At 71.6% G+C, this 25,000-nt stretch carries 25 protein-coding genes; 16 read left to right on the top strand and 9 right to left on the bottom strand.

Translation table 11 applies throughout. The annotated features are described in order from the left end of the window. Positions 1-455: 455 nt before the first annotated feature. Positions 456-902 (bottom strand): hypothetical protein, encoded by a 447-nt coding sequence (locus ACQPY0_RS40270; RefSeq protein WP_432973343.1) that lies wholly within the window; start codon positions 900-902, stop codon positions 456-458. 20 nt (positions 903-922) lie between these two features. Here ACQPY0_RS40270 and ACQPY0_RS40265 point away from each other — a divergent pair, with 20 nt between their 5' ends. Continuing rightward, positions 923-1,408 (top strand): hypothetical protein, encoded by a 486-nt coding sequence (locus tag ACQPY0_RS40265; protein WP_432973340.1) that lies wholly within the window; start codon positions 923-925, stop codon positions 1,406-1,408. Between the two features lie 396 nt (positions 1,409-1,804). Here the strand turns inward: ACQPY0_RS40265 and ACQPY0_RS40260 are convergent, their stop codons facing one another. Further along, positions 1,805-2,674 (bottom strand): RecB family exonuclease, encoded by an 870-nt coding sequence (locus ACQPY0_RS40260; protein ID WP_432973337.1) that lies wholly within the window; start codon positions 2,672-2,674, stop codon positions 1,805-1,807. A gap of 160 nt (positions 2,675-2,834) precedes the next feature. Here ACQPY0_RS40260 and ACQPY0_RS40255 point away from each other — a divergent pair, with 160 nt between their 5' ends. The 3 genes from ACQPY0_RS40255 to ACQPY0_RS40245 are packed head-to-tail and all read left to right on the top strand — an operon-like array spanning position 2,835 to position 5,450. Next, positions 2,835-3,959, top strand: coding sequence for a M50 family metallopeptidase (locus ACQPY0_RS40255; RefSeq protein WP_432995558.1), 1,125 nt, complete (start codon positions 2,835-2,837; stop codon positions 3,957-3,959). Then, positions 3,956-4,903: a tRNA (adenine-N1)-methyltransferase gene (locus ACQPY0_RS40250; RefSeq protein WP_432973334.1), complete on the top strand. Its 948-nt coding sequence runs from the start codon at positions 3,956-3,958 to the stop codon at positions 4,901-4,903. Before ACQPY0_RS40255 ends, ACQPY0_RS40250 begins: the two co-directional genes overlap by 4 nt. Then, complete coding sequence (locus ACQPY0_RS40245) at positions 4,881-5,450, top strand: hypothetical protein (RefSeq protein WP_432973331.1); 570 nt, start codon at positions 4,881-4,883, stop codon at positions 5,448-5,450. Before ACQPY0_RS40250 ends, ACQPY0_RS40245 begins: the two co-directional genes overlap by 23 nt. Positions 5,451-5,782: 332 nt before the next feature. On the opposite strand, the gene ACQPY0_RS40240 is transcribed toward ACQPY0_RS40245, so the two are convergent. Then, on the bottom strand, positions 5,783-6,073 hold the full coding sequence (locus tag ACQPY0_RS40240) for a ferredoxin (RefSeq protein WP_432995556.1): 291 nt from the start codon (positions 6,071-6,073) through the stop codon (positions 5,783-5,785). 210 nt (positions 6,074-6,283) lie between these two features. On the opposite strand from ACQPY0_RS40240, the gene arc reads away from it, so the two are divergent. The 5 genes from arc (at position 6,284) to prcA (ending at position 12,559) form a co-directional block, all read left to right on the top strand. Next, complete coding sequence (arc, locus tag ACQPY0_RS40235; protein WP_432973328.1) at positions 6,284-8,050, top strand: proteasome ATPase; 1,767 nt, start codon at positions 6,284-6,286, stop codon at positions 8,048-8,050. 116 nt (positions 8,051-8,166) lie between these two features. Continuing rightward, positions 8,167-9,684 (top strand): depupylase/deamidase Dop, encoded by a 1,518-nt coding sequence (gene dop, locus ACQPY0_RS40230; RefSeq protein ID WP_432973325.1) that lies wholly within the window; start codon positions 8,167-8,169, stop codon positions 9,682-9,684. A 47-nt stretch (positions 9,685-9,731) separates the two neighbouring features. After that, positions 9,732-9,947 (top strand): ubiquitin-like protein Pup, encoded by a 216-nt coding sequence (locus tag ACQPY0_RS40225; RefSeq protein ID WP_392809369.1) that lies wholly within the window; start codon positions 9,732-9,734, stop codon positions 9,945-9,947. An 892-nt stretch (positions 9,948-10,839) separates the two neighbouring features. After that, positions 10,840-11,679, top strand: a complete 840-nt coding sequence (gene prcB, locus ACQPY0_RS40220; protein WP_432973321.1) for a proteasome subunit beta — start codon at positions 10,840-10,842, stop codon at positions 11,677-11,679. Positions 11,680-11,725: 46 nt separating this feature from the next. Further along, entirely contained in the window at positions 11,726-12,559 is an 834-nt protein-coding gene (gene prcA / locus ACQPY0_RS40215) for a proteasome subunit alpha (protein WP_432973318.1), read from the top strand. 580 nt (positions 12,560-13,139) lie between these two features. On the opposite strand, the gene ACQPY0_RS40210 is transcribed toward prcA, so the two are convergent. From ACQPY0_RS40210 to rfbB, 5 genes are read right to left on the bottom strand one after another with little or no spacing between them, the layout of a single operon-like run. Next, positions 13,140-15,053, bottom strand: a complete 1,914-nt coding sequence (locus tag ACQPY0_RS40210; protein WP_432973316.1) for a hypothetical protein — start codon at positions 15,051-15,053, stop codon at positions 13,140-13,142. Between the two features lie 4 nt (positions 15,054-15,057). Further along, positions 15,058-15,759, bottom strand: coding sequence for a glycosyltransferase family 2 protein (locus ACQPY0_RS40205; RefSeq protein WP_432973313.1), 702 nt, complete (start codon positions 15,757-15,759; stop codon positions 15,058-15,060). Beyond that, positions 15,746-16,159 (bottom strand): DUF2304 domain-containing protein, encoded by a 414-nt coding sequence (locus ACQPY0_RS40200; protein ID WP_432973310.1) that lies wholly within the window; start codon positions 16,157-16,159, stop codon positions 15,746-15,748. The genes ACQPY0_RS40205 and ACQPY0_RS40200 overlap by 14 nt, the downstream gene beginning before the upstream one ends. Next, entirely contained in the window at positions 16,156-17,034 is an 879-nt protein-coding gene (gene rfbD / locus ACQPY0_RS40195; protein WP_432973307.1) for a dTDP-4-dehydrorhamnose reductase, read from the bottom strand. Before rfbD ends, ACQPY0_RS40200 begins: the two co-directional genes overlap by 4 nt. Continuing rightward, positions 17,031-18,023 carry a dTDP-glucose 4,6-dehydratase gene (rfbB, locus tag ACQPY0_RS40190; RefSeq protein ID WP_432973304.1) on the bottom strand — a complete coding sequence of 331 codons (993 nt, stop codon included), beginning with the start codon at positions 18,021-18,023 and terminating at the stop codon, positions 17,031-17,033. Before rfbB ends, rfbD begins: the two co-directional genes overlap by 4 nt. 73 nt (positions 18,024-18,096) lie before the next feature. Between rfbB and rfbA the strand changes: the two genes are divergently transcribed. Genes rfbA through ACQPY0_RS40165 form a run of 5 tightly spaced genes read left to right on the top strand, consistent with a single transcriptional unit; the run spans position 18,097 to position 21,853 of the window. Then, positions 18,097-18,966, top strand: coding sequence for a glucose-1-phosphate thymidylyltransferase RfbA (gene rfbA, locus ACQPY0_RS40185; RefSeq protein WP_432973301.1), 870 nt, complete (start codon positions 18,097-18,099; stop codon positions 18,964-18,966). A 59-nt stretch (positions 18,967-19,025) separates the two neighbouring features. After that, positions 19,026-19,625, top strand: a complete 600-nt coding sequence (locus ACQPY0_RS40180) for a dTDP-4-dehydrorhamnose 3,5-epimerase family protein (RefSeq protein ID WP_432973298.1) — start codon at positions 19,026-19,028, stop codon at positions 19,623-19,625. 35 nt (positions 19,626-19,660) lie between these two features. Then, positions 19,661-21,019 (top strand): Pup--protein ligase, encoded by a 1,359-nt coding sequence (gene pafA / locus ACQPY0_RS40175; RefSeq protein ID WP_432973295.1) that lies wholly within the window; start codon positions 19,661-19,663, stop codon positions 21,017-21,019. 34 nt (positions 21,020-21,053) lie between these two features. After that, positions 21,054-21,275, top strand: coding sequence for a hypothetical protein (locus tag ACQPY0_RS40170; RefSeq protein ID WP_432973292.1), 222 nt, complete (start codon positions 21,054-21,056; stop codon positions 21,273-21,275). After that, a complete protein-coding gene (locus tag ACQPY0_RS40165; RefSeq protein WP_432973289.1) occupies positions 21,272-21,853 on the top strand; it encodes a hypothetical protein in 582 nt (193 codons plus the stop codon). Before ACQPY0_RS40170 ends, ACQPY0_RS40165 begins: the two co-directional genes overlap by 4 nt. Before the next feature lies 1 nt (position 21,854). Here ACQPY0_RS40165 and ACQPY0_RS40160 read toward each other — a convergent pair whose 3' ends face one another. Continuing rightward, a complete protein-coding gene (locus ACQPY0_RS40160) occupies positions 21,855-22,940 on the bottom strand; it encodes a DUF3866 family protein (protein WP_432973286.1) in 1,086 nt (361 codons plus the stop codon). 105 nt (positions 22,941-23,045) lie between these two features. Between ACQPY0_RS40160 and ACQPY0_RS40155 the strand changes: the two genes are divergently transcribed. Beyond that, positions 23,046-24,050 (top strand): helix-turn-helix transcriptional regulator, encoded by a 1,005-nt coding sequence (locus ACQPY0_RS40155; RefSeq protein WP_432973283.1) that lies wholly within the window; start codon positions 23,046-23,048, stop codon positions 24,048-24,050. Then, entirely contained in the window at positions 24,047-24,994 is a 948-nt protein-coding gene (locus ACQPY0_RS40150; protein WP_432973280.1) for a helix-turn-helix transcriptional regulator, read from the top strand. The genes ACQPY0_RS40155 and ACQPY0_RS40150 overlap by 4 nt, the downstream gene beginning before the upstream one ends. The last annotated feature ends 6 nt before the right edge of the window (positions 24,995-25,000 follow it).

The raw sequence follows: 25,000 nt of genomic DNA, 5'->3' as shown, positions 1-25,000 counted from the left end.
TTCGACCAGGACGGCGCATGTCGCCGGTTCGATGAGGCCCGCCACGGCGGGGTATCGGCGTTGCCGAGCCGTCTTGTCGTCGCCTTCGGTCCAGCCAGCTACCGTCACGTTGGGTAGCATGCCTCAACGCGGCGTGTGCGTGCACCATTTGACATTTCCGCCAGCCGTGTGGGGCAGCGGGTCCGGCTGGATTCTGGGAAAATGAATACATGGGGCAGCTGCAATTGTTTAGCAAGTCTGAATTGGCTGCCATGCGTGACCGGACCAGGTCGCGTCGTTATTCCGCGGCGAATGAGGAGTTCCGCCGGGAACATGCCCGGCATCGCGCGTGGGGCCTCGCTCAACGACATGCCGAGAAACTCCGCCGAATACGCGCGAGCACCCCATCGGCAAGCGTGGCTGCCGATGGCCGGGAAGGCTCAGTGAACGAACCAGCCCCGGCCCCCGCCCCGACCTCAGCGCCACATACGACCCCGGCATGGCCGAGCCGAAACCCCGGCACCGCGCACGGCCACGGCCACGGCCACGGCGCGGCCGCCAGCCACGACCACGACCACGACCGCGACCTCGGCGCGGCTGCCGGCCAAGGCCCCAGCCAGGACCTCGGCACCGCCAGCCAAGGACAGGGCCTCGGCACGCCGCTGGCCGAAGCGCCGCCGCCGGCCGAAGCGCCGCCGCTGGCCGAAGCGCCGCCGCTGGCCGAAGCGCCGCCGCTGGCCGAAACGCCGCCAGTGGCCGAAACGCCGCCAGTGGCCGAAACGCCGCCAGTGGCCGAAACGCCGCCAGTGGCCGAAACGCCGCCAGTGGCCGAAACGCCGCCAGTGGCCGAAACGCCGCCAGTGGCCGAAACGCCCGCGCGGCCCGGACCACCCCGGGATCGATACCGGCTCGGACGACCACACCGCAGTGCCGCACCCGATGCATGGCGCCGATCAACCCGGCTGCGCCTCGCAGCGCCGGGCCGCACCCACTGCATCAGCGCCATCCCGCCGGCCCGTCGGCGCGGCGCGGGCACGCCCGCGAGAATCCGCGCCGGCCCGCCGACACGACACCGCGAAGCAATACCGGCGAGCATCAGCGCCGGCCAGCACATGAGAGCTTTTCCCGGGAAATGTCACGCACGAAATCCGTCCAACCCTATCCCAACGGACCACCGGCCAGCATTTCCGAGCGCCTCAAGAACGACGACGACGCACGAGGCACGTGCGTCGACCGTTTCCTTCACAATGGGTGGCGTGAAGCTGCGTCGGCGCAAGAAGCTGCAGCAGTGCGTTGCGGCTGCGCTCGTCTCAATCTAACGCTACAGCACGCCACCAAATCATCGACACCTCACGCTGCGCAGCGTGACATTCCGACCACCGAAGGCGGCCTGGGCGAACGGCAGGCAGGCATTGACAGCGACATGTGACCGCACTTGCCCCCCCATCGGGGTTCCGGCCCGGCGCGACGCGACGGCTCAACCACAGTGGCGCCCCACAGTTCCGACCCGCAGGAGCACGACGGCCTCCACCACAGCGGCCCACCACAGTTTCGACCAGGCGCAGCGCGACAGCCCGGACCGCGGCGGCGCGAGCGTCCCGCAGGTTTGACCCGGCCCAGCGAGGCGGCTTCGACCACAGCGGCGCATGTCGCCGCTCGCTACCGCGGTTCCGGCCCGGCGCGGCGGCTTCGACCACGACGCTGTGTACCGCCGGACCGCCACGACAGTACCAACCGGCCCCAGCGCGACGGCCTGAACCACGGCAGGCACCCACCACCGACGAACCCAACTGCCTCCCCGGAAAGGGATCCTCAAACCCCGCGATCAGTCCCGCTCGACAACCAACTCACCCGAAGACGAGGCCAACCCGGGAAACGCCGGCGGCGTCCCCCCATAGGCCGGGCAAAGCGCCTGATGGGCACACCACCCACACAGCCGGCTGGGCTTCGCCCGGAAGTCCTGGTTCACGGTCGCCAGCTCGATCGCCTGCCACAGCGCCAGCAGCGTGCGCTCGAATCGTGCCAGGTCGTCCGCGTCCGGCGCGAAGTCGCAGACCTCCTGATCGCGCAGATACATCAGCCGCAGGACCCGCGGCACCACGCCCCGGGTCCGCCACAGCACCAGCGCGTAGAACTTGAGCTGGAACATCGCCCGGGCCTCGAACGCCTCCCGGGGCGCCCCGCCGGTCTTGTAGTCGACCACCCGCACGTCGCCGGCCGGGGAGACGTCCAGCCGGTCGATGATCCCGCGGATGACCAGGCGCCCGTCGACCTCCGCCTCGACGTAGGACTCGCGGGAGGCCGGCTCCAGCCGGTTGGGGTCCTCGAGCGCGAAATATCCCCCGAGCAGGTCCCGGGCCTCGGCCAGGAACTGCTCGACGGTCAGCTCGGTGCCCGAGAAGATCTCGGCCAGCTCCGGCTCCTGCTCCACCAGCCGCGCCCACTGCGGCGCGGCCAGCTCGGCGGCCCGCTCCGGCGTGCGCTCGCCGGCCGGCGCGTCGAACAGCACCTCCAGCACCGCGTGGACCAGGGTGCCGCGGGCCTGGTCGGGCGTGGCGCGCTCGGGGAGGCGGTCGATGCTTCGGAACCGGTAGAGCAGGGGGCAGGTCTTGAAGTCCGCGGCGCGCGACGGCGACAGGGTAGGCAGCGCGGGGGCGCTGTCGGCAGTGGTGGCGGAGGTAACGGGCACCGTCATGCCCAAGAGGGTAAACGGGGGGTACGACGAAAACTGGTTTCGAACCCGCCAGCCCGTAGCATCGGGGACGATGGACGAACACCGCACGGCATCCGCGCCGGCGTCGCCGGCTGTCCGCCCGCAGCCCCGGGAGCGCGGGGCGGGGATCCCGCTGGGCCGGCTGGCCGGCGTGCCGATCTACCTCGCCCCGTCCTGGCTGCTGCTGGCGGTGCTGATCACGGTCACCTACGGGCAGTACATGACCAGCCGGTCGGAGACGATCCCGTTCACGACGGGGCTCGCGGTCGGGTTCGGGTTCGTGGTGTGCCTGCTGGTCTCAGTACTGCTGCACGAGCTCGGGCATGCGGTGACGAGCCGGCGCAGCGGGATCGGTGTGCGGGGGATCACCCTGGAGATGCTCGGCGGCTACACGGAGATGGAGCGCGAGGCGCCGCGGCCGGGCGTGGAGCTCTACGTCTCGCTCGCAGGCCCCGTCGTCTCCCTCGTGCTCGGCCTGCTCGCGGCGGCGGCCGCCGCGGTCCTGCCGCGCGGCGGGATCGCCGAGACGTTCGCGTTCCAGCTGGCCCTGTCCAACATCGTCGTGGCGGTCTTCAACGCGCTGCCGGGGCTGCCGCTGGACGGTGGCCGGGCGCTGCAGGCCCTCGTGTGGAAAGCCACCGGCGACGCCAACACCGGGCGGATCGCCGCCGGCTGGGTGGGGCGGCTGCTGGCCCTCGCGACCGCCGGCGTGGCCCTGCTGCTGCTGGGGTCCCCGCTCGTCAAGGGGTACTTCGGCACCCTGTTCACCCTGCTCGTGGCCCTGACCATGTGGGTCGGGGCCGGCCAGGCGATCCGCCACGCCAAGGCGACCGCCCGCCTGCCCCCGTTCAGCGCGCGGGAGCTCGCCCGGCCGGTCGTGGCGGTGACGGCCGACACGCCGCTGTCGGAGGTCGACCGGATCGCCGCGCTCGGCGGCGACGAACGCCGGCCCGTGGTCGCGGTGGTCGACGGCGGCGGGAGCCTGGTCGGGTTCGTGCACGGGGCGTCGGCGCGGGCCGTACCAGCCGAGCGGCGGCCCTGGGTGCCGATCGGCGACGTGACCCGGCGTATCGACCGCGATCACGTGCTCGCCGGGGACCTGCGCGGCGCGGAGCTGCTGCAGGCCATCAGGGACGACCCGGGCGGAGACTACCTGGTGGTCACCGGAGAGGATGTGCACGGCGTCCTGCGCGGCGCCGAGCTCGTCTCCCTCGTGGCCCCGACCCGGCGGCCGCGCAGGCCGACCGTCCGGAGGAACAGCACGTGACCGTGGAGAGCCCCGTCGAGAACCCGTCCGCCGTCCGGAGGGGGCCCTTCCGCCCCGGCGACCGGGTCCAGCTCACCGACCCCAAGGGCCGGATGCACACCATCGTGCTGGAGGCGGGCAAGGAGTTCCACACCCACCGCGGCCGGCTGGCCCACGACGAGCTGATCGGCCTCGCGGACGGCAGCGTGGTGACCTCGACCGGCGGCACGCAGTACCTGGCCCTGCGCCCCCTGCTGAGCGACTACGTGCTGTCCATGCCCCGCGGCGCCCAGGTGATCTACCCCAAGGACGCCGCCCAGATCGTCGCGATGGGCGACATCTTCCCCGGCGCCCGGGTGCTGGAGGCCGGGGCCGGCTCCGGCGCGCTCACCTGCTCGCTCCTGCGGGCCGTGGGGCCAACGGGGAGCGTGACGTCGTACGAGATGCGGGAGGATTTCGCCGAGATCGCCAGGCGCAACGTCGAGGCCTTCTTAGGCCCGCAACCAGGCTGGACCCTGCGGGTCGGGGACGTGGCCGGCTGCGAAGATGCCGGGTTTGATCGGATAATTCTGGACATGCTCACCCCCTGGGAGATCCTTCCGCTCGTGTCGAGGGCGCTGATCCCCGGCGGGGTGTTCATCGGCTACGTGGCAACTACGCCCCAACTGTCGGAGTTGGTGGAGGCCTTGCGCGAGGATGGTGGGTACACGGAACCTCGTGCGTGGGAGAGCCTGGTGCGCGACTGGCATGTCGAGGGTCTGGCCGTGCGGCCCGACCACCGGATGATCGCGCACACGGCGTTCCTGGTCAGCGCCCGGAAGCTCGCTCCGGGCGTGACCGCGCCGCCGCGGCGGCGCAAGCCGAGCAAGGGGGCCGAGGCGTACGCGGCGCGGCGGTTGGCGGCCGCCGCGGCCGCACGGGCAGACGAGGAGGCCGAAGGGCATGAGCCGACCGAGCTTCAGTGACCTACCCGCGGTCTTTCCCGACTGGTCGCCGTACCCGGATCTGGAGTCGGCGGCCCGGGCATACCTGCGCGATCCGGACATCGCGCTCGACGCGCTCGCGGGGGTGCTACGGGGCCAGAGCGTCCTGGGCTTCACCCTGGAGCGGTTCGTCAACGACGTCAACGGCGTCTGGCAGGAGGTCGTGGTCTGCGACGGCAACCGGCTGATCCTCTGGCACGGCGAGGACATCCCGCCGGAGGAGGCGCCGCCGGGCTCGATGACCTCGTCGCTGCGGGTGGTGGCCCTCTCCGCGGTGACCGAGGTCGGCTGCCGCCGGCGGATCAGCCGCAACCCGAACGGCACCTACCGGGTCGACAGCGTCGACGTGTACCTGCTGCTCACGTCGCTGGACGAGGCCAACGTGGCGGCGGAGGAGGCCGGTTCGGTGATCCGCCACGACGCGCTGCGCTTCGGCAAGACCCTCGACGACGGCGGCGCCGGGCAGATCGCCCGCCTCGAGGAGTTCGCCCGCCTGGTGAGCTCCCTGGTCGGGAAGCCGATGCTCTAGCTTTCAAAGATTTTTTCCGGGCTCGGGCCGCGTCACTTGCAGACCGCTGCTCCCGCCAGACACCGGGCCGGGGCCCAGCTTCGCTGGCCCTGGCCCTGCCAGGTCCGCGTGGCCACGTGCAAAAGCAGCGCTACCTGCGCAAACGCGTCAGCCCTCAGTGCCCGGCGTCCGGGCGGCTCGGTCGTCGGCGGCGGCCCTACCTGCGCAAACGCGTCAGCCCTCAGTATCCGGCGTTCGGGCGGCTCGGTCGTCGGCGGCGGCGCTACCTGCGCAAACGCGTCATGCCTCGGCGTGCGGGCCGCTCGGTCGTCGGCGTCCGGCGCTCGGGCCGCTCAGTCCTCGGCGTTGGGTCCGGCGACGGGCACGTCGTCGGCCTGACGGTGCACGTGGATACACTCCCCGGGGCACTCCTTGGCCGCGTCGATGACCTCCAGGCGCAGGTGGGAGGGCACGTCCACCCGGCTGCCGGGCGCCAGTCGCAGTTCGCCGTCCGGCCCCTTGACGTAGGCCAGCCCGTCGACGTCGAACTCGAAGACCTCCGGTGCGTATTGCACGCACAGCCCGTCGCCGGTGCACAGGTCCTGGTCGACCCACACCTGCAGCGTTTCCTGGGCAGTCTGCACGCTCACGCCCCTGACGCTACCCGAAGCCCCCGAAACCGTGCAGGGGGCCGTGACACACGCCGCAACGGGTTCGGAAAGGGTGGTGGATAGGGGCCGGTGAGCATCCCGGATTTGTAAACACCCGGTGGCGCACGTGTTCGAGGGGGCCTGAACCGGCGATCAGCAGTTAGTGTTAGAGCACAACGTTCAAAGCCCCCGGGGAGGTGGGACGTGGCACGCAGCGACGACGCGGAGACGCGCGCCGCACGATGGGAGAAGGACGCCCACGATCTCTCCACGCAGGTCGCGTTTCTTCAGGAGGAACTCGCCCTGGTGCGGCGCAAGCTGACGGAGACCCCGCGACACGTGCGACAGCTCGAGGAGCGGCTCGCGGCAGCGCAGGCGCAGATTGCCCGGCTGACGGAAAACAATGAGCGGCTCGTGGCCACCCTCAAGGAGGCCCGGGCCCAGATTGTGACGCTGAAGGAGGAGGTTGACCGCCTGGCACAGCCGCCGAGCGGTTACGGCGTCTTCCTCGCCCGCCACGACGACGGCACCGTCGACGTGTTCACCGGCGGGCGCAAGCTGCGCGTGGCAGTGTCCCCGGCGATCGAGACCGAGGAACTGCGCCGAGGCCAGGAGGTCCTGCTCAACGACGCCCTCAACATCGTCGACGCGCTCGGGTTCGAGCGGGCCGGTGAGGTCGTCATGCTGAAGGAGGTCCTCGAGGGCGGCGACCGTGCCCTCGTCATCTCGCACGCCGACGAGGAACGGATCGTCCACCTGGCGCACACCCTCGCCGACGCGCCCCTGCGCGCCGGCGACTCGCTCATGATCGAGCCCCGCTCGGCGTATGCCTACGAGCGGATCCCGAAGAGTGAGGTCGAGGAGCTCGTCCTGGAGGAGGTGCCCGACGTCAACTACGAGGACATCGGCGGCCTGTCTCCGCAGATCGAGCAGATCCGCGACGCGGTGGAGCTGCCCTTCCTGCACGCCGACCTGTTCCGGGAGCACAAGCTGCGCCCGCCGAAGGGCGTGCTGCTCTACGGCCCGCCCGGCTGTGGCAAGACCCTCATCGCCAAGGCGGTGGCCAACTCGCTGGCCAAGAAGATCGCCGAGCAGCGCGGGGAGGAGCGGCAGACCAGCTACTTCCTCAACATCAAGGGTCCCGAGCTGCTCAACAAGTATGTCGGCGAGACCGAGCGGCACATCCGGCTGATCTTCCAGCGGGCCCGTGAGAAGGCCAGCGAGGGCACGCCGGTGATCGTGTTCTTCGACGAGATGGACTCCGTGTTCCGCACCCGCGGCTCCGGCGTCTCCTCCGACGTGGAGAACACGATCGTCCCCCAGCTGCTCAGCGAGATCGACGGCGTGGAGGGCCTGGAGAACGTCATCGTCATCGGCGCGTCGAACCGGGAAGACATGATCGACCCGGCGATCCTGCGCCCCGGCCGGCTCGACGTGAAGATCAAGATCGAGCGGCCGGACGCCGAGGCGGCGAAGGACATCTTCTCGAAGTACATCCTGACCGACGTGCCGCTGCACCGGGACGACGTCACCGAGCACGGCGACTCGGCCGAGGCGACGGTGGCCGCCATGATCGACGCGGTCGTCCTGCGGATGTACTCCGAGACCGAGGAGAACCGCTTCCTCGAGGTGACCTACGCCAACGGCGACAAGGAGGTCCTGTACTTCAAGGACTTCAACTCCGGCGCGATGATCCAGAACATCGTCGACCGGGCGAAGAAGATGGCGATCAAGGACTTCCTGTCCAGCGGCCAGAAGGGCGTGCGCCTCCAGCACCTGCTGGACTCGTGCGTCGACGAGTTCCGCGAGAACGAGGATCTCCCCAACACCACCAACCCCGACGACTGGGCCCGCATCTCCGGCAAGAAGGGCGAGCGGATCGTGTACATCCGCACGCTCGTCTCCGGCGGCAAGGGCGCGGAGGCCGGCCGGTCCATCGAGACCGCCACCAACACCGGCCAATACCTGTAACGGGTGAGCACGCGATGAGCGGGCGGCGACCTCAGGGTCACCGCCCGCTTACGCTTGGAACAATCTGGCCCGTCCGGTGTGGGCAGGGCGGCGGTCTCTACGACTAGGGTTGTGGCATGAGTGTGCGGCGCGTGATGGGCACCGAGGTCGAGTACGGCGTTTCCGTGCCCGGCCAGCCGGGTGCGAACCCGATGGTCACGTCCTCCCAGGTGGTCAACGCCTACGGGGCGCGGCCGGAGCTCACCAAGGGCGGCCGGGCCCGGTGGGACTACGAGGAGGAGTCGCCGCTGCGCGACGCCCGGGGATTCACCTATTCGGGTGCACTTTACGACCCCGCGGAGGCGCTCGCCGACGAGGACCTCGGCCTGGCCAACGTGATACTGACCAATGGCGCCCGGCTCTACGTCGACCACGCCCACCCGGAGTATTCGACGCCCGAGGTGACCAACCCCCGCGACATCGTGCTGTGGGACAAGGCCGGCGAGCGGGTCATGGCCGAGGCCGCCCGGCGCGCCGCGACCATCCCGGGCACGCTGCCGATCCACCTGTACAAGAACAACACCGACAACAAGGGTGCCAGCTACGGCGCCCACGAGAACTACCTGATGCGCCGGCAGACGCCGTTCGCCGACATCGTCATGCACCTCACCCCGTTCTTCGTCACCCGGCAGATCGTCTGCGGCGCCGGCCGGGTCGGCATCGGCCAGGACGGGTCGGGCCCGGGCTTCCAGATCTCCCAGCGCGCCGACTTCTTCGAGGTCGAGGTCGGGCTGGAGACCACGCTCAAGCGGCCGATCATCAACACGCGCGACGAGCCGCACGCCGACGCGGACAAGTACCGCCGCCTGCACGTGATCATCGGCGACGCCAACCTGTCGGAGATCTCGACCTACCTCAAGGTCGGCACCACGTCGCTGATCCTCGCCATGATCGAGGAGAAGGTCCTCTCCGGCGACCTGGGCATCGCGGACCCGGTCACCGAGCTCAAGTCGGTCAGCCACGACCCGTCGCTCAAGCACCTCATCCGCATGCGGGACGGCCGCCGCCTGACCGCCCTGGACATCCAGTGGGCGTTCTACGAGCGCGCCCGCGCCTTCGTCGAGGGCCGGCAGGGCGACGATGCCGACGAGATCACCCTCGACGTGCTCGACCGCTGGGAGGACGCGCTGGACAAGCTCGGGCGCGACCCGATGCTGTGCGCCGGCGAGCTGGACTGGGTGGCCAAGCTGCGGCTGCTGGAGGGCTACCGGGAGCGCGAGTCGCTCGGCTGGAGCTCGCACAAGCTGCAACTGGTCGATCTGCAATACTCCGACGTCCGCCCCGAGAAGGGTCTCTACCAGCGCCTGGTCGCCCGCGGCTCGATGGCGACCCTGTTTTCCGAGGAGGAGATCCAGCGCGCGATCGTCGAGCCGCCGGACGACACCCGGGCCTACTTCCGGGGTCGCTGCCTGGCCAAATACCCGGCCGAGGTGGTGGCGGCGAGCTGGGACTCCGTCATCTTCGACGTGGGCCGCGAGTCCCTCGTCCGGGTGCCGATGATGGAGCCCGAGCGGGGGACGAAGAAACACGTCGGGGCGCTGTTCGACAAGTGCCCGAGCGCAAAGGATCTGCTCGAAGCGATCACTTCCGGGTAAGTTCGATGCAGCGGTTCGTTTGGTGGTCCCCCCGAGGAGGATGAATCATGGCTACGAGGGATACGGGCGGACAGTCCCAATCCGGCCGGTCGCGCCGCGACGAGGAAGAGGACGTCGCCGCGCCTGAGGTCAACCCGGAGACAGCCGAGCGGGTCGAACAGCTGGGAGAGGACGTCGACGACCTGCTGGACGAGATCGACTCCGTGCTCGAGGAGAACGCCGAAGAGTTCGTCCGCGGATACGTGCAAAAGGGCGGCGAGTAGCCGCCACCACAGGCCGCCCGTCCGGTCACCCGGGCGGGCGTACCTGTCCGCTCCACCCAGCCCAGACGGCGCCCGTCCGCTCTACCTGGGACGGCCAGTGCCCGTTCGCTCCACCAAGTCCAGGCGGTGCTCTTCTGCTCCACCAGGTTCGAGGGGTGCCCGTTCGCTCTGCCTGGGGCGGGCGGTGCCCGTTCGCTCCACCCGGTTCGAGCGGTGCCCGTTCGCTCTGCCTGGGACGGCCGGTGCTCGTTCGCTCCACCAAGTCCAGGCGGTGCTCTTCTGCTCCACCAGGTTCGAGGGGTGCCTGTTCGCTCTGCCTGGGACGAGCGGTGCCCGTTCGTCCGGCCGGACGGCGGCCGTCCGCTCGCCCGGCACGCAGGGCGTCACCGGCCGACCGGCACGGGGGCGTTACCATTTCGCCGGCCCCGGGCTGGCGGTGCCTGTTCGCTCCCTCTCGGTCGTCGGCCGGCCCGCACGGGGCGTGACCGGTTCACCGGCCCGGACGGACGGTGCCGGTTCGCTCCATCTCGGTTCCTCGCTCCATCTCGGTTCGCTCTACCTCGGTTCGTCGGTTCGCTCTACCTCGGTTCGCTTCATCCCGGTTCGCTCCACCCCGGGCGGCAGCCGTGGCTCGCCCCACGCGGGTGGCTGCGTCGGCTCACCCGACCTGGGCGGCGGACGGTCGGCTCGCTCGACTTGGGCGGCTGTCGGTTCGCTCGACCTGGGCGGCGGCCGCCGGTCGCTCCGTCGGGGCGGGCGGTGCCCGTCGGCTCCACGCGGGTGGCGGCGCCTGTTCGCCCACAGCGTGGTGGCGCGCCGCGCACAGGCGGCGTCCGGGCGTATTGTTGGCCCACCACAGTCGATCACTCCACCCGCACCAAGGAGGGCTCCGTTGCCGTCGGGTCTTGACCACTCAGGGCGCCCGCCCGCCGCGTTTCACGCCACCGGGACCTCGTCGTTCACCGAGTTCCTGACGAGCGTGGCGCCGGAGATGCTCCCGGGGCGGCGGCCGCTGCCGCCGGGGATGGCGGCCGACGTGAGCGCACACGCCACCACGATCGTCGCGATCGCCTGCTCCGACGGCGTCCTCATGGGCGGCGACCGGCGCGCGACCATGGGCAACCTCATCGCCCAGCGCGACATTGAGAAGGTCTTCGCGGCCGACGCGTATTCGCTGGTCGGCATGGCCGGCACCGCGGGCTTCGGCCTGGAGATGATCCGGCTGTTCCAGGTCGAGCTGGAGCACTACGAGAAGATCGAGAGCAGCATGCTCTCGCTGGTGGGCAAGGCTAACCGCCTGGCCAGCATGGTGCGCAACAATCTCGGCGCCGCGATGCAGGGCCTGGCGGTCGTGCCGCTGTTCGCGGGCTTCGACCTCGACGCCAAGAGCGCCGACAAGGCCGCGCGCATCTTCAGCTTCGACGTGGCCGGCGGGGTCTACGAGGAGCGCGGCTACGACTCGATCGGCTCCGGCTCGCTGTTCGCGAAGGGCTCGCTCAAGAAGCGCTACCGGCCCGGCGTGACCACCGAGGACGCTGTGAAGCTCGCGATCGAGGCGCTCTACGACGCCGCCGACGACGACACCGCGACCGGCGGCCCCGACCTGCTGCGGGGCATCTTCCCGGTGATCATGACCGCCACGGTCGAGGGCACCCGCCGGCTCAGCGACGACGAGACCCGGGCCGTCGCCGAGCAGATCATCGCCGAGCGCTCCGAGAACCCCGGCCACTAAGTCCCCAGCCCTCAGCCCTCCACCAGCAGAAGGAGAACTCGCCACCGTGGCCATGCAGTTCTACGCCTCGCCCGAGCAGATCATGCGGGACCGCTCGGAATACGCGCGCAAGGGCATCGCCCGGGGGCGCAGCGTCATGGTGCTCAGCTACGAGGGCGGCGTGCTGTTCGTGGCCGAGAACCTGTCGACCGCGCTGCACAAGGTCAGCGAGATCTACGACCGCATCGGCTTCGCCGCCGTCGGCCGCTACCCGGAGTTCGAGGCGCTGCGCGCCGCCGGGGTCCGCCTGGCCGACCTGCACGGCTACTCCTACGCCCGCGGCGACGTCACCGGCCGGCAGATCGCCAACTTCTACGCCCGCAACCTCGGCGCGATCTTCACCCAGGAGCAGAAGCCCTACGAGGTCGAGATCTGCGTCGCCGAGGCCGGCACGACCGCGGACGACGACGAGCTCTACCGCATCACCTACGACGGCTCCGTCCAGGACGAGCAGGGCATGGTCACCATGGGCGGCCAGTCCGACGCCATCGCCAGCGCCGTGAAGAGCCGCCTGCGACCCGACCAGACGCTCGCTGAGGCCCTGAAACTGGCGGTCGAGGGTCTGGGCAGCGTCGGCGGCGAGGGCGGCCAGCCACGCAAGCTGGCGGCCAACCAGCTCGAGGTCGCGGTCCTGGACCGCAACCGCCCCGGCCGCACCTTCCGCCGCCTGACCGGCCTCGCCCTGACCGCCATCCTCGAGGACACCACGACGCCCCCGAAGGACGCCGACGTCGAGGAGGCCCTGGAGGACCGCCCCCAGCCGCCCTCCTCCCCGAGCACCCCCGCCGACAACGCCTCCGGCCCGTCCCCCTCCGAGGACGACTCGTCCGAGGACGAGTAACCCTCGCCGGGACAGCGAGCCACCAGTTGGGGGAGGCAGTCCCCGGCGGGGGAGCGTCCGTCACCGTGATCACGTTCAGCCGACGGCAGTCCTCACCAACTGGGGAAGGCAGGCCGGTGAAGGCGCGTCCGTCGCCGGAATTTGCGCTCGGCTGACGGCGATCCTCGTCGGCTGGGGAAGGGCGTCGGTGGGGGCCGTCCGTTGCCGGGATCGCGCACGGCTGACGGCAGTCCTCACCCGCTGGGGAGGCAGTCCCGGTGGAGGGGAGCGTCCGTTGCCGGGATTGCGCACGGCTGACGGCGATCCTCGCTGGCTGGGGGAGGCAGCCCCCTGGTGGAGGGGAGCGTCCGTCGCCGGGATTGCGTTCGGCCCACGGCAGTCCTCGCCGGGAGCGCTCGCACGAGGCCGTCCCTCGCCGGAGGAGCGCCGTCGCCGCGCCCAGTACGAGGCCATCCCTCGCCCGGGCAGCGCCCGTCCCCCCTGCTCGCACGGGGCCGGTTTTTCGCCGGAGGCGTCCATCGCTGCGGCGGTAGCCCACGCCGGGGCAAGCGGCCCCGGACCGCGGCCGGCCGGTCGGTTGTCAGTCCGTCCAGAGGGGCGCGACGATGATCGGCCGGTACTGTCCGGATTGCGGCAGCGGCACCCGCTCGATCGCGCCCGTCGTCACGTCCAGGCGGACCAGCGGCACCCCCAGGTCGTTGGTCCCGTGCCGCGCCGGCACCAGCACGTGCGTGGCGTCCTCCCACACCGGCCCGCTCAGCAGGGCGTCCGTCTGGCTGCCGCCCGGCAGTTGCAGGCCCCGGCCCTCGGTTGTTACCGGGTACGGCAGTTCGTGCAGCATCAGCATCGGCGGGTTGTAGACCCACTGCTGCAACCATCGCCCGCCGGGTGCGAGGGTGGCGAGCGGGTCGACCTCCAGCGGCACGAGATTGTCGCGCGAACGCACGAGCAGTGTCGGGTGCCCGCGGTCGCGGGCCAGCATGACACCGCTGTACGGGTCGATCTGGCGCAGGTCGAACGGCAGCGGCTCCGGGTCCTCGCCGGGCCGCCAGCGCACGGGGCTGCGGCCGTCGTGCGCGTAGACGAAGCCGCCATGGATGCCGTACACGCCGGCGTTCATGTCCTCGAACCGCCCCGGCGGCATGACGTGGTCGGTGCCGTCGCCCAGCGTGAAGCAATGTACCCGCGACCAGGCCCGCCGGCCCAGATGATGCTCGGCGGCGGCGAAGTGCTCCCCGTCCGCGTCGACCCGCCCGCCTCCGATCAGCCCGGTGCCGAGCAGCACGAACTCGCCGTCCGGGCGGACCAGCGCCGCCTGCGTCGAGGCCAGCAGGACCGTGCCGTGCCGGGTCTGCATCGCCCGCGTGACCTGAGCCCTCGGCCAGGTCGCGAGCACGATGGGCGCCCCGTCGCGCCACACCACCAGCTCGCCGTTGGATCCGACAAATCCCGCTTTAGGGGGCGGCCCCTCCGGGACGTTCGGCTTCGGCGGCGACGCGCGGCTCGTCGACACCCACTGCAGGCGCGCCCCGTGGTGCATCCGGTGCGAGGCCGGGAAACCCCCCAAATCGTACGCAACTGCCGAAGCGACTTCCGGCGCCGGACCAGCCGCCGGGCGGCGTGCGACTGGCGAGGCCGCCGGGTCCGATGCGGTCGCCACGTCCGTTGGGGTCGCCAGGTGCGGGGCGGTCGCCGGGTGCGCGACGGGCGGCCGGGCGGGACCAGCCGCCGAGGCCGGAACCGGTCTCGAGCCCGGCGCCGCACCGGGCCCCCGCTGCTTGGCATGAACCGTCGGCGACAGCGGCGCGTCATCGGCGCCGTCGTCGGAGTATCCGGACATCACCCCGTCCGCGACGGCCCGGGACAGCACCGCCCGCGCCTGCGCGACCGAACACAGCATTCGATCCGCGATCCCGGCCACGGTGAGCGCCGCTCCCGCCTCGCCCGCCCACAGCACCAGCATGACCAGGTCCGCGACGCCGTACCGGAACCCGTCGCCGCCGCGCTGGCTGCCGCCGAGCAGGGCAGCGGACCGGGCGATCCACCGCGGCGGCTCGACGGGCGCGTCCACGGGCCAGAACCGCACCAGGTACTCGGAGGACTCGCCGCCGGGGCGACGGCAGAACCGCATCCGGTACAGCCCGGGCTCCCCGAGCCGGAACGAATCCCGGGCGCCGCCGGTCACCATGCTCAGCCCGACCACCCCGCCGGTGCAGAACGGCGACTCGACGATCTCGGGCCAGTCGTCGTCGGCCGGCGGGGGCTCGTCGTGGACCTCGAGCCGCACGTAGTGGTATTGCCCGTGCCCCCGCCCGTCGACCCACCCGTCGCCGGCCCGGGCGATCGACCCGCACGGCTGCGTGTCCACGCCGTACTGGCCCAGCCGCTCGTCGACCCGGACCCGGGCCGGCGACTCGGGGCCGCTGTCGACGATCAGGAAGGTGCTGTACTCCGGCCAGTACTCGTGGTCCTCGAACGCCCGCAGCACCCCCACGCCGCTACGCCCGGATCATCGCCAGGAGCAGGACCACGAACGCCCGGCCCAGGTAGATGGTGGCCTTGACGGGGGAGTTGCTCGGCGTCCCGGCCATCCGCGGGCGCATCGCGACCGGAATCTGGGTGATCCTGTACTTGTTGCGGGCCAGCCGCACCAGAACCTCGATGGTGTCGCCGAGATACTCCGCCGGGTACCAGTGCGCGAAGAACTCGATCGTCCGCCGGTTGCACGCCCGGTGCCCCGACGTCGTGTCGGTCAGCCGGGTGCGGGCCAGCCGCGAAAGTACGGCGGAGAGCATCTTCATCGCCCACCTGCGCGGCCCCGTGACGCTGTAGCCGCCTTCTCCGGCGAAGCGCGCCCCGATGACGAGGTCGTGATCGTCGAGGGCGTCCACGAGCTTGGGGATGTACCGCGGGTCGTGCTGCCCGTCCGCGTCGACCTGGATCGCCACGTCGTAGCCGTGGTCGCGGGCGTAGCGGTACCCGGTGCGCATCGCCCCGCCGACGCCCAGGTTGAACGGCAGCTTCGCGACGATCGCCCCCGCCTCGGCGGCCCGCACGGCGGTGTCGTCGGCCGAGCCGTCGTCGACCACGATGACGTCGACCGACGGCAGTTCGCCACGGACCTCGCGTACGACATCGGCGATGGACGCGGACTCGTTCCACGCCGGGATGATGATCAGGACGCGCTTACCGTTGATCATCGGAGAGCTCCCGCGCCAGGTCCGGCGTCAATCCCTGCTCGGCGTGTGACGTCCCGTCCTGCGGCCGCGGCCGCCCCAGCTCGCTTCTGAGCAGCGCCAGGTCCTCGGCCAGGGTCCGGGTCTCCTCCTCCAGCCGGCTGACCTCCCAGCTCAGGTGCACCGTGACCAGGAGCAGGAACACGATGCCGAGGAAGAGCACCAGGCTCACGCCGGAGGCGATGCCCAGCAGCTTCGCCGTGCGGTCGGTGATGAACGGGAAGAAGGCCAGTGGCAGCATCACGATGCTGACGGCCAGCCAGAGGATGGCGTACTTCTCCTGCAGCTGCCGCCGCCGCAGCAGCTCGACCATGAACGCGAGGACGGCCAGTGCGGTCAGTCCGGTGACGATGGTGAGCTTCAACGCGGGTCTCCCGCCGTGTGTACCGCGAACGCCGGGTCGGCGAGCGCTGCGGTCAGCATGGCATGCCAGGGCCGCATCGGCTCCAGCCCGGCCGCGGCCCAGCGCCCGTGGCCCAGGACGCTGTACGACGGGCGCTTCGCCGGGCGCACGTAGGCCGCGCTCGTGGTCCGCCGCACCCGGGCCGGGTCGTGCCCGGCCGCGGCGAAGACCGCCTGCGCCAGGCCGTGCCAGGAGGTCTGGCCGGAGGCGGTGCCGTGGTACACCCCGGCCGGGGCGCCCGCGTCGGCCAGGGCGACCAGCCGCTCGGCCAGGTCCCGCGACCACGTCGGCTGCCCGACCTGGTCGTCGACGACCTCGACGAAGTCGCGCTCGCGGGCCAGGCGCAGCATCGTGCGCACGAAGTTGCCGCCGTGGGCGCCGTAGAGCCATGCGGTACGCACCACGTAACCGGTGCCGGGCAGCGTTTCGAGCACGGCGCGCTCGCCGGCGAGCTTGCTGCGGCCGTACGCGTTGATCGGCGCCGTCGGCGCGTCCTCGGTGTAGGGCTCGCTCGCGTCACCGGCGAAGACGTAGTCGGTGGAGACGTGCACCATCCGGGCGCCGGCGGCGGCGCAGGCGGCGGCGAGGGCGGCCACGGCGGTGCCGTTGACCGCGGTGGCGCCGGCCTCGTCCGCCTCGGCGCCGTCGACGTCGGTCCAGGCCGCGGCGTTGAGCACCACGTCGTGGCCCTCGACGAGATCGCGGACCTTGGCCGGGTCCGTGACGTCGAGCTCGGCCCGGGTCGCGGCGGTCACGTCCCGCCCGGCCGCGGTGAGGACCGCGCGCAGGTCGTGGCCGAGCTGACCGCCGGCCCCGGTCACCAGGTAGCGGCTCATGCGCCCAGCGCCGCCCGCGCCTTGAGCGGCTCCCACCACGCCCGGTTCTCCTTGTACCAGGCCACCGTCGCGGCGATGCCCTGCTCGAAGGTGACCTGGGGGGTGTAGCCGAGCTCGCCCTGGATCTTCTCGATCGACAGTGAGTATCGCCGGTCGTGGCCCTTGCGGTCGGGCACGTAACGCACCGCGGAGTCCCAGTCCCGCCCGGTCGCGGCCAGCAGCACCTCGGTCAGCTCGCGGTTGGTGAGCTCCCGCCCGCCGCCGATGTTGTACACCTCGCCGGGGCGGCCCTTCTCCAGGGCGAGCTGGATGCCGGCGCAGTGGTCGGACACGTGCAGCCAGTCGCGGATGTTGCCGCCGTCGCCGTACAGCGGGACGGTGCCACCGTCGATGAGGTTCGTGACGAACAGCGGGATCACCTTCTCCGGGAACTGGTAGTGCCCGTAGTTGTTCGAGCACCGGGTGAGCACCACCTCCATCCCGTGGGTGCGGTGGTAGGCCAGGGCCAGCAGGTCGGAGCCGGCCTTGGAGGCCGAGTAGGGCGAGTTCGGGGCGAGGGGCCACTCCTCCGTCCAGGAGCCCTCCGCGATCGAGCCGTACACCTCGTCGGTCGACACGTGCAGGAAGCGCCCGACCCCGGCCGAGCGGGCCGCGTCGAGCAGCACCTGGGTGCCGAGCACGTTGGTGGTCACGAACGGGCCGGCGCCCAGGATCGAGCGGTCGACGTGGGACTCGGCGGCGAAGTGCACGACGGCGTCGTGGCCGGGCATCAGCTCGCCGACGAGCGCGGCGTCGCAGATGTCGCCCTCCACGAACGTGAGCGCGGCGTCACCGTCGACCGGGGCGAGATTGCTGCGATTACCCGAATAGGTGAGCTTGTCCAGCACGGTCACGGCCGCGCCGGCGTACGCGGGATAACCCCCGCTGAGCAGGGTGCGCACGTAATGCGAGCCGATGAAACCGGCGCCGCCGGTGACGAGGATTCTCACGGGTTCGGGAGTCTAGTCCAATACCCAGATGTCAGAGTCGACCCCGGCCGTGTGCAGCCCGTAAGGTGGCCGGGTGCGTGGCATCATCCTCGCCGGTGGGACCGGCTCGCGTCTGTGGCCCCTGACCAAGGCCGTGTCGAAGCAGCTGATGCCGGTCTTCGACAAGCCGATGATCTACTACCCGCTCACCACCCTCGTCATGGCGGGCATCCGGGAGATCCTCGTGATCACCACGCCCGAGGACTCCGAGCAGTTCCGCCGGCTGCTCGGCGACGGCTCGCAATGGGGCCTCGACCTGCAGTACGCCGAACAGCCCCGCCCGGAGGGCCTGGCCCAGGCCTTCGTCATCGGCGCCGACTTCATCGGCGACGACAGCGTCGCGCTGGTGCTCGGCGACAACATCTTCCACGGCGCCGCCCTCGGCCAGCGCCTGTCCGACAACGCCGACGTCAAGGGCGGCCGGGTCTTCGCCTACCCGGTGGCCAACCCGCAGGACTACGGCGTCGTCGAGTTCGCCCCCGACGGGCGGGTCCTGTCGATCGAGGAGAAGCCGGCCCGGCCCAAGTCGCGTTACGCCGTCCCCGGCCTGTACTTCTACGACAACCGGGTGGTGCAGATCGCCCGCGACCTCAAACCCAGCGACCGGGGTGAGCTGGAGATCACCGCGGTGAACGCGGCCTACCTCGAGCGGGGTGAGCTGCACGTCGCCGTGCTCGATCGCGGTACGGCGTGGTTGGACACGGGTACCTTCAACACGATGGTGCAGGCCGCCGAGTTCGTGCGGGTCATCGAGGAGCGGCAGGGCTTCAAGATCGGCTGCGTCGAGGAGGTCTGCTGGCGGGCCGGGCTGATCGACGACGAGCGGCTGCGGGACCTCGCCGAGCCGTTGCGCAAGAGCGGATACGGCGAGTATCTGCTCCATCTGCTGGATTGGAAGAACTGACCGGCGCGACGCACAATCTCAGGCGCCTACCCCGACCGACACGCTACGGAGCCGCGCACGTGAAGATCCGACAGCTCTCGATCGACGGCGCCTGGGAGATCACGCCCGTGCTGCACGGGGACCCTCGCGGCCTGTTCACCGAGTTCTACCGCTTCGACCACCTCGCCGCCGAGGTCGGGCACCCGCTGCGCCTGGCCCAGGGCAACCTGTCGGTGTCCTCGCGCGGCGTGGTGCGCGGCATCCACTTCGCCGACGTGCCGCCGGGGCAGGCCAAGTACCTCACCTGCACCCGCGGGGCGGTCCTGGACGTCGTGGTGGACATCCGCGTCGGATCCCCGACATTCGGGCGCTGGGAGGGCGTGCAGCTCGACGACGTCGAGCGCAAGGCGGTGTACGTCGCGGAGGGCCTCGGTCACGGATTCTGCGCGCTCACGGATGACGCCACCCTCACCTACATGGTGTCGGAGACCTTCAACCCGACCGGCGAGCACGGCATTCACCCCCTCGACCCGGACCTGGCCATCGTCTGGCCGGCGGACGAGCCGCAGCTGTCCGCCCGCGACGCCGCGGCGCCCTCGCTGGCCCAGCTGCTCGACTCGGGCGCTCTGCCCGACTTCGCCACCTGCCAGGGGTATACGGAAAGTCTCCGCTCCCAATAGGTTCGAATCGGCGTTCAGGCGGCTAATGTCTGTACATGGACCGGCGAATTTTCGGCCTTGAGACCGAATACGGGGTCACGTGCACCTACCGGGGACAGCGCCGCCTGTCGCCGGACGAGGTCGCCCGCTATCTGTTCCGGCGCGTCGTGTCGTGGGGCCGTTCCAGCAACGTCTTCCTGCGCAATGGCGCGCGCCTCTACCTGGATGTGGGCTCCCACCCGGAATACGCGACGCCCGAATGCGACTCGGTGCCCGACCTGGTCGTCCACGACCGGGCCGGCGAGCGCATCCTCGAAGGGCTGCTGGTCGACGCCGAGCGCCGGCTGCACGACGAGGGCATCGCGGGCGAGATCTACCTGTTCAAGAACAACACCGACTCCGCCGGCAACTCGTACGGCTGCCACGAGAACTACCTGGTCAGCCGGCACGGCGAGTTCGGCCGCCTCGCCGACATCCTGATCCCGTTCCTCGTCACCCGCCAGCTCATCTGCGGCGCGGGCAAGGTGCTGCAGACCCCGCGCGGCGCCGTGTACTGCCTCTCCCAGCGCGCGGAGCACATCTGGGAGGGTGTGAGCTCGGCGACCACGCGGTCCCGCCCGATCATCAACACCCGCGACGAGCCGCACGCCGACGCCGAGCGCTACCGCCGCCTGCACGTCATCGTCGGCGACTCGAACATGAACGAGGTCACGACGCTGCTCAAGGTCGGCACCGCCGACATCGTGCTGCGCATGATCGAGGCCGGCGTCGCCATGCGCGACCTCACCCTGGAGAACCCGATCCGGGCGATCCGCGAGGTCTCGCACGACATCACCGGCCGCCGCCGCGTCCGGCTGGCCAACGGCAAGGAGATCTCGGCGCTGGAGATCCAGCAGGAGTACTTCGACAAGGCCACCGAGTTCCTGGACCGCCGGGGCGCCGACGCGGCCACCAAGCGGGTCATGGACCTGTGGGGCCGGGTGCTCAATGCCGTGGAGACCGGCAACCACAAGGACGTCGAGCGCGAGGTCGACTGGGTCACGAAGCTGGGCCTCATCGAGCGATACCAGGCCAAGCACGACCTGCCCCTGTCCCACCCCCGGGTGGCGCAGATGGACCTCGCCTACCACGACCTGCGCCGCGGCCGCGGCCTCTACGGCCTGCTGGAGAAGCGCGGCTCCGTCGACCGCGTCGCCACCGACCTGGAGATCTTCGAGGCCAAGGAGACCCCGCCGCAGACCACGCGGGCCCGCCTGCGCGGCGAGTTCATCCGCCACGCCCAGGAGCGCCGCCGGGACTTCACCGTCGACTGGGTCCACCTGAAGCTCAACGACCAGGCGCAGCGCACCGTCCTGTGCAAGGACCCGTTCCGCGCCTACGACGAGCGCGTCGATCGGCTCATCGCCAGCATGTGACGTGCGGGCCCCGGGGGATTACGCTGGCCGCGCTATGGATGAGTTGCCGGACCAGCCGCCCCCGAGGCCGAAGAAGCTCGAAGCCGACTTCAACCCGGACCGCCCGGCCACCAACCGGTTCGGCCGGCGGCTGCAGCGCATCCGCGAGGAGGTCGAGCGCAACCGGACCGTCGGCCCGAAGTATCCCACCTGGCTGCTGGCCACGATCCTGATCGTCATCATCGCGGCGTTCGTCCTGATCGTGATCTACGCGTGAGGCGGTTGGGCCTGCTCGCGGCCGCGGCTGTGGTGCTGTTGCCGGCCTGCACCGACGACGGCGCCAAGCGCAACCCGCTCCCGGCCGGCCCGACCACGGCCCCGGAGGCGTCGCCGCAGCCGCTGCCGTCCCCGAGCCTGCCGCCGCTCGTCAACTCCGACGGCTGCCAGGGCCTCATCGCGCCCGCCCAGATCCAGCAGGCGACCGGCCTGCCGGTCACCGCGAGCCAGGGCGACGGGGCCGCGGCGGTCGCCCAGTACGGCCAGGCGGTGCAGACCCTCGGGCTGAACGCCCACGCGCGCATGTGCCCGTTCGGCAGCGCGGCGGGCGACCAGGTGACGGTGGTCGCGCTGACCTTCCCCGACGCGGGCCAGGCCCAGAAGCTGTGGACGACGATCGCGTCGCTGGAGACGGTCGGGGGCGTGGGCGAGGCGGCGCTGAGCGACCGGTCGAAGACGCTGCTGACCCGGCGGGGCAAGGCCATCGTGGCCGTGTACCTGGTGGTGGCCGCGGCCCCGGAGGCCGACCACCTGCCGCAGCTGCGCTCGGTGGCGAACACGGCCCTGGCCAGGGCGTGATCTATCGGCCGGCGATCCCGGCGGCCCGGCGGCCCGCGGCGGCGGCCGACAGGAAGTAGGCGCGGTCCTCGGTGAAGCCCCGGCCCATCGTCGACAGTTTCACCGGCAGCGCCATCAGTGCGGGCTCCAGATCGGCCGACGGGACCTCGACCAGGGTGTGGGGCGGGCACAGGGCGGCGAGCGCCGTGCGGACCCCCTCGGCGAGATCCGCCGGCAGGTCCGCGGGCATGACCAGCTCCGCCGGGGCCAGGGCGACCCGGCCGAACGCCGTCACACTGTGGTGGGACACGCCCCGGTGGCGGGGGCGGGGGTCGGCGTCCGAGATGCGCGGGGCCGCGACCGGGTGGCCGCCCAGGGCCGCGACCGCGTTCACCGCCTCGCCGGCCGCCACACCCGAGAAGCCCCAGCTCGTACCGGTGCCGAGATTCCCCGGGCCCTGCGTCACCACCGCCAGGTCCGCCCGCAGGCCGTGGCGGGCCGCCAGCAGGCCGCTGTGCACATTCGTGGACTCCAGGTCGCCGCCGAACGCCTGGCCCGTCGTCACCGTCCCCGCGAGCAGCGGGTCCAGGGCGTCCAGGGTGCGGGAGAACCAGGCCGGCAGCGCCCCGCCGTCGCTCATCACGTACGCCACGCGCAGGTCGGGCGACACCGCCAGCGCGCCCGCCAGGATCGCCGGCAGCGCCGAGTGCAGGTCCGCGACCACGACCGGCATGCCGCCCAGATCGGTGGCGCCGGCCAGAGCCGCGCGCAGGGGAGAGGCCTCCTCGTCGGCGGCCAGGACGATGGACTGCAGCGGGGTGTACCTCGCCTTGACCACGTGCCCGGGGACGTCCACGTCCTCGGGCAGCCGGTCCGGTACGGCCACGACGAGCGCGTATCCGCCCGTGCCGAGGCCGAGGGCGAGCGCGTTGAGGTTGAGCAGGACGCGGTCGCCCGGCCGCGGGGCGCCCACCAGCGCGGGGTAGGCCAGTGCGCGTACGAAATCCGGATCTTCCGCCCTTCGCCGCTCGACGGTGACGTCGAGCTCGACGCAGCCGCGCCACTCGCGGCGGACGGCTTCGACGGTTCCCCAGCGCCAGCGGATCACGGCGCACACAGTAACGCAGCGACACAGCGCGCTGCCGTGGTGACGGTGTGAACGCTCACCGCGTGGATGGCGCAGAACAGGCGTTCGGGCTGGTAGGTTCGCTCCGTGTCGCGGATTCGAACCGAGCGCCTGGTGAATTTGGTGATCTGCCTGCTCGCTACGCGCCGTTTCCTGACCGCCGAGCAGATCGCCGCGATCGTCCCCGGCTACGAGCACGATCCCAACGACGAGCGCGACCACGAGGCGTTCCAGCGCAAGTTCGAGCGCGACAAGGCGGAGCTGCGCGAGCTCGGCGTGCCGCTGGAGATGGGCACCGCCAGCATCTTCGACAACGAGCAGGGCTACCGCATCGCCCGGCGGGAGTATGCGCTGCCCGACATCCCGCTCGCCCCCGACGAGGCGGCGGCCGTCGGCATCGCGGCGCGGCTGTGGCAGCAGACCGGGCTGGCCGCGGCGGCGTCGTCGGGGCTGGCGAAGCTGCGCGCGGGCGGCATCGACGTCGACCCGCACGCGACGCTCGGGGTCGAGGCGGTGGTGACCGTGGACCCGGCGTTCGAGCCGCTCACGGCGGCGGTGCGCGACCGGCAGGCGGTGACGTTCTCCTACGAGGTGCCCGAGCGCGACAGCGCCGGGGTGCGGCGGCTGCAGCCGTGGGGCGTGGTGTGCTGGCGCGGCCGGTGGTATGTGGTCGGCCACGATCTCGACCGCCGCGCCGAGCGCTGCTTCCGGCTCTCCCGGATCGTCAGCGGGGTGCGGCGCAGCGGTCGCCGCGGGGCGTATGAGCCGCCGAAGACGGACCTGATCGCCAAGGTCGCGCGCTCCAGCGGGCCGGTGGAGCGGACCGGGCGCGCGACGGTGCTGGTGAAGAAGGGCAAGGTCGCGGGAGTACGGCGCTGGGCCGAGCAGTGCGTGCCGGGGCCCGACGGCGACCGGCTCACGCTGAGCTACTCCGACGCGGAGCTGTTCGCGAGCTGGCTGGTGGGGTACGGAGCGGATCTGCTCGTCCTCGACCCGCCCGAGGTGCGCGACGAGGTCGTGCGCCGGCTGCGGGCCATCGCGGCCGCCTACGATCCGGCGGGCGCCCGGGCGCAGATCGGGGTGCCGGCGTGACGAACTCCGCGGACCGGCTGGGCCGCCTGCTCAACCTGGTGCCCTATCTGCAGGCCCGCCCCGGCATCACCATCGCCGAGGCCGCCGCCGATCAGGGCATCACCGGCCGGCAGCTGCGCGAGGACCTCGAGCTGCTGTGGCTGTGCGGCCTGCCGGGATACGGCCCAGGCGACCTCATCGACATGGCGTTCGTGGGCGACAGCGTGACGCTGACCTACGACGCCGGGATCGACCGTCCGCTGCGCCTCACGCCCGACGAGGCGCTCGCGCTCATCGTGGCGCTGCGGATGCTCGCCGAGACCCCGGGCGTGACCGCCGGCGACGGCGTCCACCGGGCCCTGGCCAAGATCGAGCACGCGGCCGGCGACCTGGCCGACGCGCCCGTGGCGGTCCACCGGCCCGGCGACACCGACCGCCTGGAGGAGCTGCGCGGCGCCGTCGACCGGCGCCGGGCCCTGCGGATCACGTATTACACGGCCACCCGCGACGAGACCACCGAGCGCATCGTCGACCCGATGCGCATGCTCGTCGTGGGCCGCTGGGCGTATCTGGAGGCGTGGTGCCGCCGCGCGCAGGCGGTCCGGCTCTTCCGCGTCGACCGCATCGACGCCTCCACCGAGCTCGACGAGCCCGCGCAGGTGCCCCGGCAGGCGCGCCCCACCGACACGCGCACCGGCAGCCTGTTCACCCCGACGCCGGATCTGCCGCTGGTGACCCTGCGGGTCGGGCGGGGCGCGCGGTGGATCACCGAGCAGTATCCGTGCGAGACGGTCGAGCGCGGCCCCGGCGAGCACTGGACGGTCTCCCTGCGCGCGTCCGATCTGGACTGGGCCCGGCGGTTCGTGCTGGGCCTCGGCGCCGAGGTCACCGTGGTCGCCCCGGCGCAACTCGCCGAGGCGGTCGCGGCCGAGGCGAACGCGGCGCTCGCCGCCTACGTGCATTAAGGTCGA

The organism is Dactylosporangium sp. CA-233914 (assembly GCF_050942935.1).
Taxonomy (GTDB): Bacteria; Actinomycetota; Actinomycetes; order Mycobacteriales; family Micromonosporaceae; genus Dactylosporangium.
The sequence above is the reverse complement of the archived record's forward strand: the minus strand, read 5'-3'. Positions and strand labels throughout refer to the sequence as shown.

Excerpts from the sequence above, each read along its gene's own strand:
- ACQPY0_RS40265 (WP_432973340.1), top strand. The coding sequence starts at position 923 with ATGGCGCCGATCAACCCGGCTGCGCCTCGCAGCGCCGGGCCGCACCCA.
- ACQPY0_RS40260 (WP_432973337.1), bottom strand. The coding sequence starts at position 2,674 with ATGACGGTGCCCGTTACCTCCGCCACCACTGCCGACAGCGCCCCCGCG.
- ACQPY0_RS40245 (WP_432973331.1), top strand. The coding sequence starts at position 4,881 with ATGAGCCGACCGAGCTTCAGTGACCTACCCGCGGTCTTTCCCGACTGG.
- dop (WP_432973325.1), top strand. The coding sequence starts at position 8,167 with ATGAGTGTGCGGCGCGTGATGGGCACCGAGGTCGAGTACGGCGTTTCC.
- ACQPY0_RS40225 (WP_392809369.1), top strand. The coding sequence starts at position 9,732 with ATGGCTACGAGGGATACGGGCGGACAGTCCCAATCCGGCCGGTCGCGC.
- ACQPY0_RS40205 (WP_432973313.1), bottom strand. The coding sequence starts at position 15,759 with ATGATCAACGGTAAGCGCGTCCTGATCATCATCCCGGCGTGGAACGAG.
- rfbD (WP_432973307.1), bottom strand. The coding sequence starts at position 17,034 with ATGAGCCGCTACCTGGTGACCGGGGCCGGCGGTCAGCTCGGCCACGAC.
- pafA (WP_432973295.1), top strand. The coding sequence starts at position 19,661 with ATGGACCGGCGAATTTTCGGCCTTGAGACCGAATACGGGGTCACGTGC.
- ACQPY0_RS40170 (WP_432973292.1), top strand. The coding sequence starts at position 21,054 with ATGGATGAGTTGCCGGACCAGCCGCCCCCGAGGCCGAAGAAGCTCGAA.